Consider the following 19,938-nt stretch of genomic DNA (forward strand, 5'->3'; position numbering starts at 1 on the left):
CACATTATGAAAAAAATTACATTATTCTTATTTTTGATTCCTTTTATTGCCTTAGCACAAGGGCCTTGGGAATTTAATACCCTGAACGATTTAGAAGGCTGGACCGCTTCACAAGGAAACGCTGGTGCTTCTGGTATATTAACTGCAAATGGCTCAGATTTAGGCTATGTAACGGTCGCAGGCAATCAAGCCGCTTCAAGAAATCCTACATTTATAAAACTAGGAGCAAATATAGATGGTAGTGCCTTTTCAGTAATTGAAATCAGATTAAAAAATGGTACAGACGCAACCTTTATGAGATTTAAAGAAGATGGCTCCTATACTTCTGGTGTAACTATTACTGCTCAAGATGCAGAATATAAGACATATGTCTATCCAATTTCAGGAACAGGAACCATTACAGATATCCAGTTTGAGTTTAAAAATGATAACGGTGGTACTGGGACTAATTTTAATCCTAATAATGCAGGTGGTGAGCCAATTGATATCGATTATGTAAGACCTGCAAATGTGGATGTACCGATACAAAACGAATTTACATTTGAAACAGCTACAGACGTAGAGGGTTTTACTTCTTTATTAAGAGCTACTGCAGTACAGGCTTCAGAATCTGGTGTGGGAACTTTACAGTTAACCATGAGCGAACGTTCCACTAACGATTCAAAAGTTGGTTTGGATGCTCTTACTTTTAAGGTAGATGGTGATGCGCATAAATATGCTCACATCACTTTAAAAAATACTTCCACAAACAATAGGTTCCTGTTATCAAGTGATGGTGCCAATTTTTTACCTTTCCAAACCATCACAATTAGCGATTCCGAATATACGACCTATGATTTTGATTTATCAGAATGGTCGGGTTTTCAAAACCCTGAGTTAGTTTTTAGTGTAGACAACACATGGGTTGCAACGGATACGTATGCCGTTGATGATGAAGTTGTTTTTGGAAATTCAACGTATAAAAATTTAACCGGCGTTAATGACGAGGCTGCTAATCCAAAAAATGACCCAACTAACTGGGTATTGGAAGGAACTGAGGGTGCTCTTTCGGATCTTGCAAATTCAATTTATATCGATTCTATTGTATTTGATTCTAATCCTGGAGAAATTGTTTTGAGTACAAGTTCTGTTAAAAACGAGGTTACTTTTAGTGTTTATCCAAATCCATCTCAAGATTTTATAATGATTGATGCGCCTACAGGAATCAATCAAATTTCTGTGTATTCTGTGCTAGGCAAATTGGTAAAGAAAGAACAGGTGTCATCAAAAAAACACAATCTTGATATCTCTTCTTTTGCAAAAGGAGTGTATTTGTTAAGAGTTGAAAATAATGAAGGAATTTCTGCAAAAAGAATCATAAAAAATTAAAGAAATAAAACATAAAAGTTTCAAGTGCCTCTATTTTTACGAAACACTAAAAAATAGGGGTACTTTAAATTAAGGCAAGAATAGAAGTATAAAAATTAGTAAAATTAAAAATTAAAGGATGATCAGATCTAAGGCAGTAACCTTTGTGTTATTCACAATTTGTTGGTTAGGAATTAAAGCACAGGAACCGGCTGTAAAATTTCAAAAAAATAGTGTTGAATATGCTATTTCTTGGGATGATAAAGTTGCACAAATAAACAACTTAACTCCAGAAATAAAGATTAACGGAAAATGGGTTTCTGCTAAAAATTTCAAATCCATACAATGGGTAGAGAAACAAGGTGATAGATTAAGTGAAGAAAATAAGTATACAGGCGATGTAAAGTATTTATATTTAATTTGTGAGGGTCATCCTACAGTTTCTAATTTTACAATTCAATTTGAAATCGTTAAAGGGCGTCCTTACTTAGTAATGAATTCAACGTTACAAGCTGCCAAGTCTTTTACGCTTGGAGGTGTAAAGCTATTTAATTCAGTAAAAGAAAATATAGTATTACCCGGTAAAAGCAAGGACTGGGTTATCTTTAATGAAAGTGCGGCTGCACCGCATGTTGGTACGATTATGTATCCTTATCAATTAAATACAAAAAAAGCGAATGCAGGCAAGTATTCAAAAGGACATACGGGTGTTTGGTTAAGCATGCTGATTAATGATGCTAAAAATTATGCGTTTTCTTTTGCCAGTATTTCAGGTGAGTTATGGCCAAATAACTTTAAATGGGAATTGCCAGAAAACGATAATTTTAATAAATTAAAACTTTCTGCAAGAAGTAGCGCTATTTATGAAAAAGAAGAGATTGTAGTACCTCAAGGAAAGCAAATTGCTACAGATGCTTTTTTAGTTGGTTTTTGGGATCAAAAAAGACCAACACAAACATTATTGGAAACAGGCGTTATCATGGGGCAAAATGTGCGTAAAGGGAAACCAATGCGCATGCCAGAGCCAGGTTGGAGTTCTTGGCATTCGTATGCTAGAGATATTTCTGAAGAAAAAATTAAAAGTGCTACAGACTTTATAAATGAAAATTTAAAGGAATATGGTTGGAATATGGTACAGATCGATGGCGGTTGGTGGACGCAACCAGGAAAGTATACTGTAAATCAAAATTTCCCACAGGGAATGCGTAATTTATCGAATTATGCCGCTCAAAAAAATGTAAATTATGGTTTGCACATTAGTCCATTACGAATAAATCCAGAGGATAAAGTGCTTAAGAAAAACCCAGATTGGATGTTAAAATCGTATTATAAAAAAACTATAGATCTTAATGACGATGAAATGGTAACCACTATTGGTGCCGAATATGTAGATACAAGCCACCCAAGTGTAGCGCCATTTTTAACTGGAAGATACCAACAATTAGTAGAGGGCTACAAGCCGTCTTTTATGAAATGGGATCATCATTATGGAGCATTAGAGGAAGGAAAACGTAAGGATTCTACCATGACCTTTTTACAAGCTCATAACAAAACAATACGATCCATTAGAGCTGCTTTGCCAGACGATTTAATAGTAACTAGAAGTATGGGGTATTTATTTGGAGCTTTGGAATGTTATGATGCAGTACGAATTGGAAATGATATCAATCATCCAGGTATTAAGTCCGAAGAAGAGCCTTATGCAAATTTAACCTACGGAAAAACTTTAGGATCTATCGAAGATGATATCGTTGAAAAAGGATTAATTCGTTTTGCGCGTCAAGTATCACAAAATTATTATGTGCATAAAAATATTGCAATTTGCGACCCAGATGCCTTTTTTGTGAATCCTTTTTATACAGTAGATGAGGCTAAAACCCACATGACATTACAGGCTATTATGGGCGGACTTTTCTTTATCGGTGATCGCCTAGAAACGTTACCTGATGATCGTTTAGAGTTATTAAAAAACAAAGAAATAATGGAGGTAAATAAGTTGGGTGTACATGCAATACCATTAGACTTATTTTCGGGTATAGATATACCAACAATTTGGAAAATTGAAACAGAAGATCGTTTGATAATTACCATTTTTAACTGGATGGATACAGAAGTAACCAAAACCTACAAGTACAAATCAGACTTTGAACTTAATGGTAAGGGATATCAATTGAAAGACTTATGGTCAAAAGAAATGGTACCGGCTCATAAAGACAGGTTGTCCTTAAAACAAGCTCCTCACTCTGTGAGAATAATGGAGTTTAAAAAGTAATAAAAAGCCAAGCAATTTTCGGTAATTCTGTACTACCCAAAATTGCTTAGGTTTTTATAAAAAATTAAACCAACACAAGGTTTTTTTGTCTAAAAAAGAAACATACTTCAAGTTAAAAAATAGAAATAACTTTTTTTTAACTAACAGCATAAATTAGTATGAAAAAAACATAAAGAATTGTATTTCTATACAGAACTGCCAATTTTTGAATTGTATGATATTGTAAATGATCCTTTTGAACTAATAACTTATCAGGAAAACCAGCATTTAAAACTATAGAAATAACGCAAAGAGAAGAATTAGAAAAATGGATGTTTATAAACCACGAATTTTTGCCTTTACCATCTCACGTAATCGATAATTAATATAAAAAAAAATGAAAAATCTGTTAATAAATTATAGTTTGTTAGTTTTTGTTGTTTTCCTTGGCTTAAAAACAGCACAGGCACAAATAGTAGCAGTGCCAACAAGTTCCTACGGAACTTGGGATCGTGGAGGTGGAGTTGATGATTATTCAAACCCAAAAGCAGATTTTGTTATGGGTATTGAAGTCTCAGCTAAATGGGCAGAAGTGCAACCTAATGGACCTGAGAAATACGATTTTTCGATGTTTCAAAAAGTGTTAGATGATGCAGCCAAACATCATAAAATTGTAAAGTTAAGTATCAATGTAGGCCCAGATTCGCCTTTATGGTTTTATGAAAATGGCATTCCTTTAGTGAAAGTAAAGAGTGATAAACCAGAAAAACATGATATAAAATTTGCAAATTATCCGTATTATTTTAATCAAAAACATATAGAGTATTATTTTAAGTTGATCGAAGAGTTTTCACTTTTTTTGAGAAATCAGCCTAAAGAAAAATTTGATTGTATCGCATTTTTTCAAGTAAAAACCGGAGCTACTGGAGATGAAAGTCCTTATAAAGGTGAGCCTTATGACGAAAAATACCATATTTCAAAAAAAGATTGGGAAACCTTTCGTTTAAAAGCATTTAATCATCATAAGAAATATTTTAATGATGTGCCTAATCGTCAAATTGTACTCATTTTCAATTCGATTAATCCAGAGAAAAATCCAGAGGCTTATAATTGGATCAACACTAAAATAGATCCTAACATTGGTTACGGAATTAAAGGAGGCGCCTACAACAGAGGACATCATTTAACAGGCGAAAAATCTTTTAAAAAATTATGGGTACCTTATTTAGTAAACCCTAAAGGGATGAAATTGTTTTCTGCTTCAGAAATGGATGCAACCTGGAACAAACCGCAATTTAATATTAATAAAGAGCTTGGGTTTTATTGGGCAGCAATGAGTGCAGTAAACACAGGAGTTTCATCAACAAATATGCAAAAAGGTGCTGTTAGATTTGGCATGCGAAACAAAGAAATTAGAGATATTTTTTTAATGTTCAATACCTATGCGCAACAAGTATATCCTGCCACAGCAACAACTGCTGTCTCTGTTTTTCATGAAGGTTTAGATGCTGCAGATACCAATAAGTTCCCTGAAAGTGAGTTTGGGAAAGCAAGTAAAGCAAATTTAGAACGCTACGTAAAAATATGTAAAGCGTATGAGGCTAGAGGTGCAAGAATGGATCATTTAGAATATGCCTCCAAAGGTCAAGTCGTACAACGTTTAAGACAAAAGGGATATAATGATGCTGGTTGGGATATTGAAGATGGTAATTACGAACGTTTTTTACATCAAATTAACCCAGAGGAAACTTCTATAGGATTGTTTCGTGTTCGTGGGGAAATCACTAAAAAATCTTCAAAATACGATCGTTTTGCAAGATCTTTTGAAAATGCTAAAGGTAAAAATACCATGTATTTTCAGTTTCATAAAGAAATGTTCGAAACTTCAAATCCTAAAAGTTTACAATTTACGATCACTTGGTTAGATAAAAATCAAGGATCAACGTGGGCTTTAAAATATAATGACGGTAAAAAAATAAAAACAGCTGAAGAGGTCAAAGGAAAAGGAGATAACAAATGGAAGACAACTATTATAACTATTAACGATATGATGCTGAATCATAAAGGTGAATTTGGCTCAGATTTTATGTTGGTAAATACAGATGAAGTTGATGATATTTTTAACGGAATTGAGGTTAGTATTAATAGATAATTTACTTTAAAATAGATCGTTTTTTCTAATTACAAGTTGATTAACTTATTTTAAATAAAGCATGATGTATGAAAAAAATAGTTTTAAAATTTAGTTTATTAACTCTTGCTTTGCTTGGGTTGGGTTGGCAATCTTATGCTCAAATAGAAGCAGTGCCTGTAAGTTATTATGGCACTTGGGATCGAGGAGGCTTCATAGATGATTATGGAGATGCAAAATATGATTATGTTAATGGGATCGAGGTAAATATAAAATGGAATCAAGTACAACCAACCGCCAATGGTAGATACGATTTTTCTAAATTTAAAAAGGCATTAGTAAGTGCAGCTTCCCATAATCTTTTGGTAAAAATGAGCATTAATGTGGGGCCAGAAGCTCCTGCATGGATTTATGAAAATGGGGTTCCTTTGGTAGATGTAAAAAGTAATAAACCAAAAAACGACAACTTAACAAACAGTCCATACTATTTGCACCCTATTTACAAAAAGTATTATTTTAAATTGATAGAAGATTTTTCTCTTTTTTTAAGAAGTCAACCTAAAGAATTATTTGAAAGTATTGGTTTTGTGCAAGTAAAAACAGGCGCCACTGGAGATGAAGAGCCTTTTAAAGGTGAACCAAAAAATAAAAACTTTGAAATATCGGCAAAAGAATGGCAAGATTTTAGACTGGAGGCTTTTGAAACTTATAAAAAGTATTTTAACGACGTGCCTGATCGACGTATTGTATTAACGTTTAATAATGTAGATGAAAAAAAATATCCTGAGGCATATAATTGGGTGATGAACAAGATTAATCCAGAAATTGGTTTTGGAATCAAAGGCGGCGCATATAATCGAGGGCATCATTTAACAGGAGAATTATCTTTTAAAGAGCAATGGCTTCCTTATTTGGTAAACCCTAAAGGCATGAAACTTTTTTCCGCCTCCGAAATGGATCAGAGTTGGCGAAAACCAATTTTTAATATCAATAGAGAATTGGGTTTTTATTGGGCAGCATGGAGTGGTATAAATACAGGAGTATCCTCTACTAATGTTTCAGTGAGTGCCGTGAAGTATTCAAATTCTAATCCAGAGATTAGAGATATTTTTAAAATGTTCAATATATACGCACAACAGGTATATCCCGCAAAAGCAACAGCAGCAGCTTCTATTTTTCATGAAGGATTAAATAGTATGAATGTTAAGAAATTTCCGGAAAATATTTATGGTAAAGCTACTAAAGGGAATCTCGATCGGTACACGGCCATTTGCAAAGCATATGCAAATAGAGGTGCAAAAATGGATGATTTAAAAGCGGCTACTGACGGACAAGTGCGCCAACGTGAAGCACAATCAGGTTATAATGATGCTGGTTGGGATATTGAGGAGGGTAACTATGAGCGTTTTTTATATCAAATCAACCCAGAGGAAACTTCTATAGGATTATTTAGAGTGCGTGGGGAAATCAATAAAAAATCGTCAAAATACGATCGTTTTGCTCGTTCTTTTGAAAATGCAACAGGAAAAAATACGATGTATTTTCAGTTTCATAAAGAAATGTTCGAAACTTCAAATCCTAAAAGTTTACAATTTACGATTATTTGGTTAGATAAAAACGCTGGTTCTACTTGGGCTTTAAAATATAATGACGGTAAAAAAATAAAAACAGCTGAAGAGGTTAAAGGAAAAGGAGACAACAAATGGAAGACAACTATTATAACTATTAACGATATGATGCTGAATCATAAAGGTGAATTTGGCTCAGATTTTATGTTGGTAAATACAGATACAATAGATGATATTTTTAATGGAATTGAAGTGGATATAAAAAGGTAAAAATGAAATTTTTAAAAACATTTTTTTTCTTAATTTTTAGTTTGTTGATGCTAATGGCTTGCAATCAAAATAAAAAAAATAGTATCAAAACAAGCATTCTAAAAGCTGAAGATTTTCAAAAAACAATCGATGGCAAACCTGTCAGTCTTTATGCGCTTAAAAACGGAACTATAGAAGTTTTTATTACAAACTATGGTGGTAGAATCGTAAGTATTTTAACTCCTGATAAAAAGGGTGAATTAGCAGATATTGTTGTCGGTTTTAAAAGTATTGATGCCTATTTGAATGCTAATGCCCCGTTTCACGGCGCGTTAATTGGTCGTGTTGCAAATCGTATTGGAAACGGAATATTTTCCATAAATGAGATTGAATACAAGTTGCCCATCAACAATGGTAGTAATCATTTACACGGAGGCCCAAAAGGATTTCACAATCAAGTTTGGGAAGTTAAAAAAGCAAACCATACCGAACTTGTATTGAATTATGTTTCTGTCGATGGAGAAATGGGATACCCTGGAAATTTGAACGTAGAAGTTACCTATGCGTTAAATGCAAAAAATGAATTCTCAATTTCTTACAAGGCAAAAACAGATCAACCGACACCTTTTAACCCTACAAATCACGCTTTTTTTAATTTAACGGGTAATAGCAGCACTCTTATTTATGATCATCAACTTTTTTTGAATGCAGATGCGATGACAATACTCGATTCTCTAAATCTTCCCGAAGGAAAAATGACTATTAAAAATACACCATTTGACTTCACTTCATTAAAAAAAATAGGAAAGGATATTGACACCAATCCAACGAATCTACAACTAAAAAGAGGCAATGGGTACGATCATAATTTTATCATTAATAAAAAGAATACCAATGAACTGGTTGAAGCAGCCACTGTAATAGAGCCAGAAAGCGGAAGAAAAATGGAGATTCTAACCACAGCACCTTGTGTACAATTTTTTACTGGTAATTTTTTTAATGGATCAGATAAAGACAAATATGGTGATCCCATAAATTACAGAGGGTCTTTTGCTTTAGAAACGCAACAGTATCCGAATGCGCCTAATTTAAATGATGTGCCATCAATTATGCTACATCCCAATGAAATAAATGAATCATCTACATTTTATAGGTTTTCAGTTATAGAATAAGAAAATCTGGCAATACAATCACGTAAATCCCATATACATGAAAAAACACAATTTTATCTTCACTTTTTTATTTATTTTCTTTCAATTTGGCTGCGCACAAGAGAAAAGACCTAATATTCTCTTTATTATTGCAGATGATATTTCAAAAAATAGTTTTGGAGTTTATGGATCAAAAGATATTAAAACACCGCATTTTGATCGTATTGCAAACGAAGGCGTTTTGTTTACAAATGCCTATGTAAGCAATCCTAAATGTGCACCTTCAAGAGCCACTATTTTGACTGGTCGATATTCGTGGCAATTAGAGGAAGCTGCAAATCACAATCCTACAATGCCAGAAAAATGGCGCTTTTATCCTGAATTATTAGAAGAAACAGGCTATGCAATTGGATTTACCGGAAAAGGGTGGGGACCTGGTCATTTTTATGGGAAACACAATCCTGCTGGATGGGAATACAACAAAATAAAATGTAAACCACCTTATAAAGGGATTAGCAATAAAGACTACGCTGCAAACTTCGAGGATTTTTTAACAAAAAAAAATACGGATAAACCCTTTGTTTTTTGGTTAGGCACACATGAGGCACATCGTGCTTTTGAAAAGGATTCTTACAAAAAAGCAGGAAAAGATTTAAATAAAATTGCCGTGCAAAATTCTTTTCCAGATAATAAAATTGTACGAGGAGACTTAGCCGATTATGGGCTTGAGGTAGAATACCATGATGCACATATTGGACGTGCTTTGGCAGCACTCGAAAAAAGAGGTTTATTAGAAAATACCTTAATTATAGCAACATCAGATCACGGGATGCCTTTTCCACATATTAAAGGTCAGATTTACGATGAAGGTTTTCATGTAGGTTTGGTTGCACGTTGGGGTAATAAAATCAAAGCAGGAAGAACGGTTACAGATTTTATCAATTTTCCAGATATTGCTCCTACACTATTGGAGGTATCAGGTGTAAAAGTACATCAACAAATGACAGGGAAGAGCTTTTTAAATTTATTGCTTTCAAAAAAATCAGGAAGAATTGATACAGCTCGCTCATTTTCAATCTTAGGAAAAGAGCGTCATGATATGGGAAGAACAGATGGCGAGCAACTTACAGTTGGGTATCCTGTTAGGGCAATTAGAAATGATAATTATTTATACGCATTCAATTACAAACCCAATAGATGGCCAGCAGGCAATCCAGAATACGATTATAAAAATTGCGATGATTCTCCCACACGTCAATTTTTATTAGGATTGGAAGAAGATAACCCAGATTACAAATATTACGAGTTGTCTTTTGGTAAACGTCCTGAAGAAGAATTGTATGATATAAACAAGGACCCAGATTGTGTGCATAATTTAGCTTCGGATGCACAATTTAATACTATTAAAACAGAAATGAAGTCTAAAATGGAAAAAGAGCTGATAGCTCAAAAAGACCCAAGAGTTCTAGGGAAGGGAGATATTTTTGACTATTACCCACATGGAAGACCTGATAAATTAATACAATTGTATGGAGAAAAATATTATGATATGTATGAGGTTTTTTATAACAAATATGGCATTCGTTCTGTTCCAATTTCAAAAGATTCTTTAAAAATTAACAAAAAAATCATCCAAAAATATAATGAAAGCAAGCAGTAACTTAGTGTGCGTACTAATGGCGTTTTTTGCAATGACTTCTTGTACTGCGCAAAAAAATAAAAAACCAAATATCATTTATATTTTAGCAGATGATATGGGCTACAATGAGCTTGGTGCTTATGGTGGAAAGCTAATTGAAACGCCCAATATTGACAAATTAGCAACTCATGGTATTAAATTTACAAATCATTATGCGGGTTCTAATATATGTGCTCCCTCACGTTGCGCACTTTTAACCGGAAAACATACAGGTAATTCCTGGATACGAGACAACAAACCACTTCCTTTTGAAGGTAATGAGCCTATTAAAAGTAGTGAAGTAACAGTCGCAGAAATTTTTAAAAAAGCCAATTATACCACAGGTGTATTTGGTAAATGGGGTTTAGGATATCCAAATTCAGAAGGTTCTCCAGATAACCAAGGGTTTGATGAATTTTATGGTTATAATTGCCAGAGACACGCACATTCTTATTACACCAATTATATGCGTCAAAATAACGATTCTATTCCTTTAAATGGAAATATAGAAGCACCATTTACAGATTTTACAGCAGATGTTATTCATAACCAAGCACTTAGTTTTATAGAAAATAACCAAGACAAACCATTCTTTTTGTATTATGCTTCTACACTGCCTCACAATCCTTATCATCAACCAGATGATGAGTTGTTAACTTATTATGAAAAGAAATTTAATATTGCAAAAGGAGATGCTTCGGATAAAGGTTTTACTGAACCTAAATACGCAGCAATGTCAACGCGTTTAGATAGGCAAGTAGGTGAGCTTATTGCCAAGTTAAAGCATTTAGGAATTTTAGAAAATACGCTTATTATTTTTTCGAGTGATAACGGAACAGCTTTGCGACCAAACCAAGATAAATTTTTAAAAACAGGAGGTAATTTGCAGGGTAGAAAAGGTCAAGTTTATGAAGGAGGTATAAAAGCTCCTATGATTGCTTTTTGGCAAGGTAAAATTAAACCGGGTACGACTTCTAGCCATATTTCTGCCTTTTGGGATTTTTTACCAACTTGTGCTGAATTGGTAAACATAGAAAACCCAAAAGACATAGACGGAATTTCTTTTTTACCAACATTATTAGGTCAAGAAAAACAACAAAAAAAACACGATTATTTATACTGGGAACGCAATCAAAGTCAGGCCATCCGAAAAGACGATATGAAAGCAGTTATTTCTTATGATAAAACAACTAAAAAACAATCAGTAGAAATTTATAATGTGCGTAAAGATCCTAATGAAAAAATAAACTTAGCTGATTCGAGACCAAAACTAAGAAATGAATTTATAAAATTGGCTAAAACCGCTAGAGTAGAATCGGAGTTGTTTCCTTTGATAAAAAATCGATAGAGAAAAAGTGTCAAAACGCACATTAATATAAAGGTTTAAGACTTTTGTAAAAAGTTTTACACTTGCACTCTGCTTTTTTTTATCACTCAATTTATGAGTGTACAGAACACGAATGAATTAAAAGCAGACGCATATAAAACATATAAAAAAATATAATACTTATGAAAAAAATACTAATAATTGGATTGTTGGCATTCTATACATCAACTTTTGCACAAACAAACGAAAAGCCTAATATTATACTAATCGCTGTTGATGATCTTAACGATTGGATAGGGGTATACGATGGCAATTCCCAAATTAAAACCCCTAACATAGATAAACTAGCAGAGAATGCCATGGTGTTTAGAAATGCAAGTTGCTCAGGACCTGTTTGCGGACCTTCACGATCTGCCTTATTATCTGGTTTTATGCCAGGTAAAACAGGGATTTATGGTAATGGAAATAATATGTTAGATTCTAAATTAGTTCAAGAGAATGCAACATTACCAGAATATTTTTCGAAAAATGGATATACGACCATTTCAAAAGGTAAAATTTTTCATAAACACATTACTGAAAATGGAGTAGATCATGGACAATGGGCTTTTGATATTTGGGAGCAAGAAAAAGGAAATGATAAGATAAATACCAATAAACTTTATTCAAGAAATAAAGGCATTATCAATGGTAAGAAGATTCCAGATGCAAAATATACCAAGGGTAAAGGTACGCAGTTTTCGTGGGCACCAACTATAGAAGCAAAAGAGGAAACAAAAGATTATAATACAGCCGAATGGTTTGCTGGTAAATTAAAAGACGATTACGAAAAACCTTTTTTTATGGCAGTTGGGATTTCAAAACCACATTTACCTTGGTTTGTGCCACAAGAATATTTTGATATGTATGGGTTAGACTCTTTAAAAATTCCAGAATATCGTGATGATGATTATGACGATATTCTAGATAAAAATGGAAAGAAAATATTTAAGCCGTCTGTAGATTTTCTTTGGGCAAAACAAGATAAAGAACTTTTTAAAAGAGCCGTTAGAGCTTATATGGCGTCAGTGAGTTATGCCGATGATTGCGTAGGCGTTGTGATGGATGCTTTGAGAAAAAGTAAATATGCAGAAAATACTATCGTAATTTTAATAGGTGACCACGGTTGGCATTTAGGAGAAAAACTCCGGTTTAGAAAAGCAGAACTCTGGAAAGAATCAACACAAACACCCTTTATTTTGCATGTACCAGGGATGTCTAAAATGCAATATTGTAATAGAAATGTAAACTTAATTGATATTTACCCAACACTTATTGATTTGGCTAAGTTACCAGCAAAATCTAATCTCGATGGCGTAAGTATTAGTCCACTAATAAAAGATCCAACCAAAACTTGGTATCCAACACTAACTACAGATGGCGAGGGAGACCATTCTGTAATGTCTGAAGATTGGCACTACATCATAAGATCTAGAAATGGTGGTTTAGAGGAATTATATAACCTTACAGAGGATCCAATGGAATGGAATAATTTAGCGAATTCAAAATCTAAAGAGGTGCAAAAGATGAAGCAATATCTAAAAACGTTTGTACCTAAAAACGATGCCAAACGAATTCAAAACAGTGGCAAAGATAAATCAATTAAATACCTAGATAATACGATAAAATCAAGGCGAATACTTTCAAAACTTAAGTAGTTATTTATGAAAATTGATTAAAGTTATTTTTTTCAAAAAGTGAGTTAGAGGAAATGTTGGGGTTGTTGCAGTTTATGTATTCCAGGAAACCTAATGAAGAAAGTTTTTTACAGTCATTTCAAAGTGTAAATGGTATTAGCAACTTTTTTTAATGAGATGAATTCTTATCAACAGTGCGTTTGTTTTTAAACTAAAAATAGTAAATTCATTATGAAAAAGTATCAACTTTTATTCTTTGTTATTTTCATCTTTTCATTATTATTTATGGGAAGTTGTTCTTCAAGAGCTTCAAAAGCGCAAAGCTCAGAGCCTTTTATTCGTAAAGCGGGTGTTTTACCACTTAAGGCATGTGGGGTATGGAGTTGGTACTCAACAGGAGGTGCACCAAAAAAATGGAGCGGTAAAATTTCTGCAGAAGAAATTTATCCTGGATTAAAAGGCATTCCAATTGTAATTGGATGGAATGAACTAGAACCGGAAGAAGGTGTTTATCATTGGGATCTCGTGGATGATATTATAAAGAAAGCTGCGGCTAATGATAAATATGTGTTTACGCTACTTTGGCTAAACCCTGTAAATGCAGAGTGGTTGTACGATAAAGGTGTTCCAAAAGTAGAAATTAACACCTCTAAAAGAGATCCTCATTTTGCAACATTACCCTATCCAATGGATGATAAGTACAAGTTCTATTCTGAACGAATTATTACAAAGTTTGCAGAACATATAAGAAATTTGCCACCTCATTTATTAGAAAGAGTTGCATTTCACCAAGTAGTTGAGGGGTCAACAGGTGATGGCTTTTGTTATAAGGGTGACCCTATAGATCCAAAATACAATGTATCCCGCGAAGAATGGGCAGATTACCAAAAATATATCCGAAAATTTACGGTGAATGCTTTTACGGAAAAAGAAAGTGGATTACCTGAAATACCGCTTTTGATACATTTAATGACAGATGGGGGTATGACTTGGGGTGCAGAGCAATATGAAGGGTTTTTAACAAAAAAAGGAGTAGCTTCTCATTTTTATCACAGTAATTATTCACGCTCAAAATCATTGGTTTACGAACCATACAATACATCGGATAATGAATTGGGTAGACCTGTTTTTAGCAGGGGTGAAGGTGAAACCATGTGGATGAGAGAATGGATTAAAAAAGATTCTTTACAAAACCTATATTGGAGTGCTTTTCATGCTTTACATTGGGGATTGGATATTTGGAACATACCTGAACACATTTTAGTAGAACCAAAATGGTATCCAGCCATGGATGTTTTTAATAAATATGCGGGTCTTAAATTTCCTGAAAGGTCACCTTATGCATTTGCAGCGCTAAAAGATGAGTTAAATTTTGATGATACGGTTCGTTTCCCGGAAGCTATTTATGGGAAAGCAAGTAAAAATAATACAGATAGAATATTAAAAATATGTGCCGATTTTGAAGATCATGGGGCATTGGTAGAAGATTTGAGTAAAACGCTGGCTGGTAGTCTTCAAAGTAGGGGCAGAAAAGGCTATAATGATGTGGCAAAAGATAGAATTGACACGGATTACCGCATGTATTTGTATAGTATAGATCAGGTAGAAACCAGTATTGGTTGGTGGCATGTGGGACCCAAAGACCAACCTTATGGGCGTTTTGCTCGCGGGTTTGAGCATGCCTCAGGAAAAGATACATTGTACTTTAAATTTCACAATACCTTTTTTGATGGAACTCCTGGAAAACTAAAATTCCGCATAATTTGGCTGGATAATAATGATGGGGAATGGGCCTTAGGTTATGATATTGGAAAAGCGAAATTAAAAATCGCCAAAATAGTCAAGGGTAAAAACACAGGACGATGGATAGAAGAGGAAATTCAAATAAATGATGCCTTGATGCAAAAAAATGGTCCACGTGGTTCTGATATTGCCATAATTAATACGGACAATAAAGATGATATTTTTCATTTAATTGAGGCCGAAAAGCAATATTAAAATTGAGTGCTATAAAAAGTATTTAAAATAGTTGGACGATAATTCAATAACGCGTTGTACTTTTTTTATTAAAACAAATTTGCTTCAATTTTATTTTGCTTACGATTCTTATATATTGTCAAATTGTACAAGAAATTCGGCTTTTATTGGTTTTCGAAATTGCAGTTCAAAAAAGTATCGTTGCAATTAACGATTGCAGTAGTTTCATTGATTTTATAAATTTTAATTGAAATTAGATATCAGAAAACACCTTCATATTAGCTTTTTGTCTCGGTCAGAAGAGAAAAATTACCTGTGCGTTTTGATATTTTTTGATAACATAAAAACAGCTAATCTCTATTGATTTAAAATTAGTTGAGAAAACATATAGCACATGAAACTTATTTACTAGCTGATTGAGATATTTTATACCTATGTAATTGTTATAATTTCGAGTTCTTAGCAATGTAATTCTTTTTAGAAATTTCAGGAATATCACAAGATGGTGTTGGTTAATTGACTATTGAAAATGATTTGACTTCGATTAATGACAAAAACAAACAAATATGAAAAAAATAGTATGTTTCGGATTACTTTTTATAGCAACAATTCAAATCATAAAAGCACAAGGAGTTGAGGCTAATGTATTAGAAAAGTACGAACCTTATGTGTATGATGAGATGTCTTATAGACTAATGAAACCAGCAGGATTTGATAAAAATAAAAAATACCCAGTTATGCTATCATTGCATGGTGCAGGAGGAAAAGGTAGCGATAACAGAAAACAATTAAGACGATGGAATGAATATTTAGCTAAGGATGAAATTCGTGAAGCGTATCCATGCTATGTGCTAGCACCCCAAACAAATGGCCTTTGGAATAATGAAGATCTCTCTAAAATTAAATTAATTATCAAAGATTTAGAGTCTATAGACATGAGCCGTATCTATGTGCTAGGGCATTCTATGGGAGGACATGGAACTTATAGGTTTATTCAATTCGATACTACTTATTTTGCTGCGGCAGCGCCTTCTGCAGGTAGTGGTTTAGCAACAACAGAGCCTTTTGTAGAGGTGTCAAAAATTAAGCACATCCCTATCTGGGTTTTTCATGGCGATAAGGATCCAAAATGTCCATATGAGAAAGATGTCAAAATTTTTGAAGAAATGAAGGATATTGGAGGTAATATGAAGTTCACTACTTGGGTAGGCGATAAACACGGTGGACCCATTGCCTTAAAAATGGTTACAGGAGCAGATAATGGAATCACACAAGTAAGTAGTGATTTATGTGATAAAGAACCCATATTCTTAAAATGGCTATTCAATCAAAAAAAAAGTAAATAATAATAGTAACTTATAAATTTAACATTAATAAAAAATGAAGGTAGTAAATTCTTTAAAAGTCTTAGCGTTATGTGTTTTTACAATCAGTTGTAAATCTAAAAAAGCGGAAGACCCTCAAATAAAACCAAATATCGTAGTCATATATCTTGATGATTTAGGTTATGGTGACTTAAGTTGTTATGGAGCTACAGAATTAAGTACGCCTAATATCGATGCTTTAGCAAATGAAGGCGTTAAATTTACGAATGGTTACGCCACTTCAGCTACGTGTACACCAAGTCGTTATGGTTTACTTACTGGTGTGTATCCTTGGCGAAATAAAGACGCTAAAATATTACCAGGTACAGCACCTTTATTAATAGGTACAGAACAACAAACCTTAGCAACAATGCTAAAAAAAGAGGGCTATCAAACAGCAGTTGTGGGTAAATGGCACTTAGGTTTAGGAACAGGAATTGTAGATTGGAACAAAAAAGTAACCCCAGGCCCAAATCAAGTGGGTTTTGAGTATTCCTATGTAATGGCAGCAACACAAGATCGCGTGCCAACAGTATATATAGACAATGGTTTTGTTGATGGTTTAGATCAAAATGATCCTATTGAAATTAATTATGCTAAAAACTTTGAAGGTCAGCCTACAGGAAAAGACAATCCAGAATTATTAAGAATGAAATGGCATCATGGTCATAATAGTTCTATAATAAACGGAATTCCAAGAATTGGTTATATGAAAGGTGGTGAATCTGCTAAATGGGTGGATGAAGATATGGCAGATCATTTTCTTAAAAAAGCCCAAACGTATGTAAAAGAGCATAAAGAAAAACCTTTCTTTTTGTATTATGCAATGCAACAGCCACACGTGCCAAGAACACCTCACCAACGTTTTGTGGGAGCAACTAAATTAGGCCCAAGAGGAGATGTGATTGCAGAGGCAGATTGGGCTGTTGGAGAGTTTATGAAAACGTTAAAAGAAGAAGGTGTTCTAGACAATACGTTGGTTATTTTTTCTAGTGATAATGGACCTGTTTTAAATGATGGCTATTTTGATGATGCCGTTGAAAAATTAGGAAATCACAAGCCAAGTGGTCCTTTAAGAGGGGGAAAATACAGTTTGTATGAAGCGGGTGTTCGTGTTCCATTTATTACTTACTGGAAAGGGAAAATTCAACCAACTACATCTGATGCATTGGTTTGTCAAGTAGATGTGTTAAATTCTATTTCTGCACTGGTTGGCAGTGATGCAAGTGCAAAAGATAGCCAGAACTTACTGGCAACCTTTTTAGGAGAGACAAAATCAGGAAGAGAAAATTTGGTCATCGAAGCCACTACAAGAACTGCTTTTAGAAAAGGAGATTGGTTATTAATACCTCCATACAAAGGAAAAGCTGTTTTACCTGAAGTAAATATAGAAATTGGTAATTCTGATGTTTTTCAATTGTATAATCTAAAAGACGATGTAGGACAACAGAATAATTTAGCCGCATCAAAACCAGTATTGTTGCAAGAGTTAATTAAATCTTTTGAAGCTATTAGAGGTATGGATTACAAAAATGTTGAAGCAGTTGAATTAAAATAGTTCTCAAGGAGCTTATCACATTTAGAAAAAAAAATTGAAGCAAATTTGAATAAAAATAAATAATTATACATAATGAAATCAAACTTAAAAATTAAAAGTTTACTTTATATTGGACTTTTAAGTATTGTGTTTTCTTGCACAAGTCAATCTAAAAAAGAAAAGGCAGCAGAGGATTTAACTGGTAACAAACCAAACATCATTTATATTTTAGCAGATGATTTAGGGTATGCAGATCTTTCTGTGTATGGGCAACAAAAAATCAATACACCTAATATAGATATGTTGGCCACCAGAGGAATGTTGTTTACACAGCATTATGCAGGTGCTCCAGTTTGTGCCCCTTCAAGGTCTTCATTAATGAGTGGGCAACATACAGGTAAAACTTCTATTCGTAGTAACTCGAAAGCACCAAATGTAGAAGAGGGGCAACCACCAATGAGCGGTGAGACTGTAACAGTAGCAGAAGTGCTGAAGCAAGCTGGTTATGTTACTGGTGCATTTGGAAAATGGGGATTAGGATATATTGGTTCAGAGGGTGATCCAAATAATCAAGGATTTGATGAGTTTTTTGGTTATAATTGTCAAACTCAAGCGCATCGTTTTTATCCAACACATCTTTGGAATAATAGAGAAAAATACTTTTTAGAAGGTAATGATTGGAAAAATACAGTAACCTATTCTGCTGATGTAATTCATGAAAAGGCATTAGGATTTATAGAAAAGAACAAAGACAAACCTTTCTTTATGTACTATCCTTCAACATTGCCGCATGCCGAGCTTTTAGTACCTAATGATGAAATTTTTAAAGCGCAAAAAGAAAAATTTGGAGCAGAAGTTCCTTACAAAGGTAAAAATGGAAACGATAAAGGTTTAGATTATGGAGAGGATTTAGAGGTTAAAGGATATACAACCCAAGCCAATCCTCATGCAACCTTTGCAGCCATGGTTATACGATTAGATAAACATGTTGGTGAGGTTGTTGCAAAATTGAAAGAATTAGGAATCGAGGAGAATACACTTATTGTATTTTCTAGTGATAATGGTCCGCATGCTGAAGGTGGTGCAGATCCAGAGTTTTTTAATAGCAACGGAATTTTTAAAGGCATCAAAAGAGATTTGTATGAAGGCGGAATTCGTGAACCGATGATTGTACAGTGGCCTAAAATGGTAAAGGCAGGAAGTACTTCAGATCATATTTCTGCTTTTTGGGATGTGTTACCCACAGTTGCAGAAATCGTAAATATCGATGCACCAACCGAAAGTCAAGGAATTTCTTTTTTACCAGCCTTGTTGGGAAAACAACAAAAGGAACACGAATATTTATATTGGGAATTTCATGAGAAAAAAGGTCGTCAGGCTGTAAGAGCAGGAAATTGGAAAGGCGTGCGTTTACAGATGTCTAAAAACCCAAATGCTCTTATTGAATTGTATGATTTAAGCAAAGACCCAGGAGAAGAAAATAATATTGCTGAAGAATATCCTGAAATAGTAGCTAAGCTTTCAGATTTTATGAAAGAAGCTCATGTAAAAAATGATAGGTATAAGTTTGATTACGAAAAAGACAAGTAAATTTAATAAGTACATTATTTTTAGTATTTCCCTAAAAAAAACAAATGAAACCCATAAACTGAAGAACAATAACCGCTTTGTACAAAGTGGAT

The 19,938-nt window shown here is 33.7% G+C and carries 12 protein-coding genes; all 12 read left to right on the top strand.

The genetic code is table 11. The features are described from left to right. The first annotated feature begins 6 nt into the window (after positions 1-6). The 12 genes from P161_RS0112340 (at position 7) to P161_RS0112395 (ending at position 19,846) form a co-directional block, all read left to right on the top strand. On the top strand, positions 7-1,368 hold the full coding sequence (locus P161_RS0112340; protein ID WP_026777276.1) for a T9SS type A sorting domain-containing protein: 1,362 nt from the start codon (positions 7-9) through the stop codon (positions 1,366-1,368). 118 nt (positions 1,369-1,486) lie between these two features. Beyond that, positions 1,487-3,619, top strand: coding sequence for an alpha-galactosidase (locus P161_RS0112345; protein WP_026777277.1), 2,133 nt, complete (start codon positions 1,487-1,489; stop codon positions 3,617-3,619). Between the two features lie 376 nt (positions 3,620-3,995). Beyond that, positions 3,996-5,750 (top strand): hypothetical protein, encoded by a 1,755-nt coding sequence (locus P161_RS18510; protein WP_036841912.1) that lies wholly within the window; start codon positions 3,996-3,998, stop codon positions 5,748-5,750. 68 nt (positions 5,751-5,818) lie between these two features. Beyond that, positions 5,819-7,567, top strand: coding sequence for a hypothetical protein (locus tag P161_RS18515; RefSeq protein WP_036841913.1), 1,749 nt, complete (start codon positions 5,819-5,821; stop codon positions 7,565-7,567). 2 nt (positions 7,568-7,569) lie between these two features. Next, positions 7,570-8,718: an aldose epimerase family protein gene (locus tag P161_RS0112360; protein ID WP_036841458.1), complete on the top strand. Its 1,149-nt coding sequence runs from the start codon at positions 7,570-7,572 to the stop codon at positions 8,716-8,718. 37 nt (positions 8,719-8,755) lie between these two features. Next, the gene (locus tag P161_RS18520; RefSeq protein WP_081817028.1) at positions 8,756-10,357 is read left to right on the top strand and encodes a sulfatase; all 1,602 of its coding nucleotides are present in this window, start codon (positions 8,756-8,758) and stop codon (positions 10,355-10,357) included. Then, positions 10,341-11,723, top strand: coding sequence for an arylsulfatase (locus P161_RS0112370; RefSeq protein WP_026777279.1), 1,383 nt, complete (start codon positions 10,341-10,343; stop codon positions 11,721-11,723). Before P161_RS18520 ends, P161_RS0112370 begins: the two co-directional genes overlap by 17 nt. A gap of 161 nt (positions 11,724-11,884) precedes the next feature. Continuing rightward, complete coding sequence (locus P161_RS18525) at positions 11,885-13,399, top strand: sulfatase (RefSeq protein ID WP_081817029.1); 1,515 nt, start codon at positions 11,885-11,887, stop codon at positions 13,397-13,399. A gap of 210 nt (positions 13,400-13,609) precedes the next feature. Beyond that, positions 13,610-15,376 (top strand): beta-galactosidase, encoded by a 1,767-nt coding sequence (locus P161_RS0112380; RefSeq protein ID WP_155810461.1) that lies wholly within the window; start codon positions 13,610-13,612, stop codon positions 15,374-15,376. A 545-nt stretch (positions 15,377-15,921) separates the two neighbouring features. Next, a complete protein-coding gene (locus P161_RS0112385; RefSeq protein WP_026777281.1) occupies positions 15,922-16,701 on the top strand; it encodes a dienelactone hydrolase family protein in 780 nt (259 codons plus the stop codon). Between the two features lie 34 nt (positions 16,702-16,735). Continuing rightward, positions 16,736-18,277, top strand: coding sequence for an arylsulfatase (locus tag P161_RS0112390; RefSeq protein ID WP_026777282.1), 1,542 nt, complete (start codon positions 16,736-16,738; stop codon positions 18,275-18,277). Positions 18,278-18,349: 72 nt separating this feature from the next. Next, complete coding sequence (locus tag P161_RS0112395; RefSeq protein WP_026777283.1) at positions 18,350-19,846, top strand: arylsulfatase; 1,497 nt, start codon at positions 18,350-18,352, stop codon at positions 19,844-19,846. The last annotated feature ends 92 nt before the right edge of the window (positions 19,847-19,938 follow it).

The organism is Polaribacter sp. Hel_I_88 (assembly GCF_000687935.1).
Lineage (GTDB): Bacteria > Bacteroidota > Bacteroidia > Flavobacteriales > Flavobacteriaceae > Polaribacter.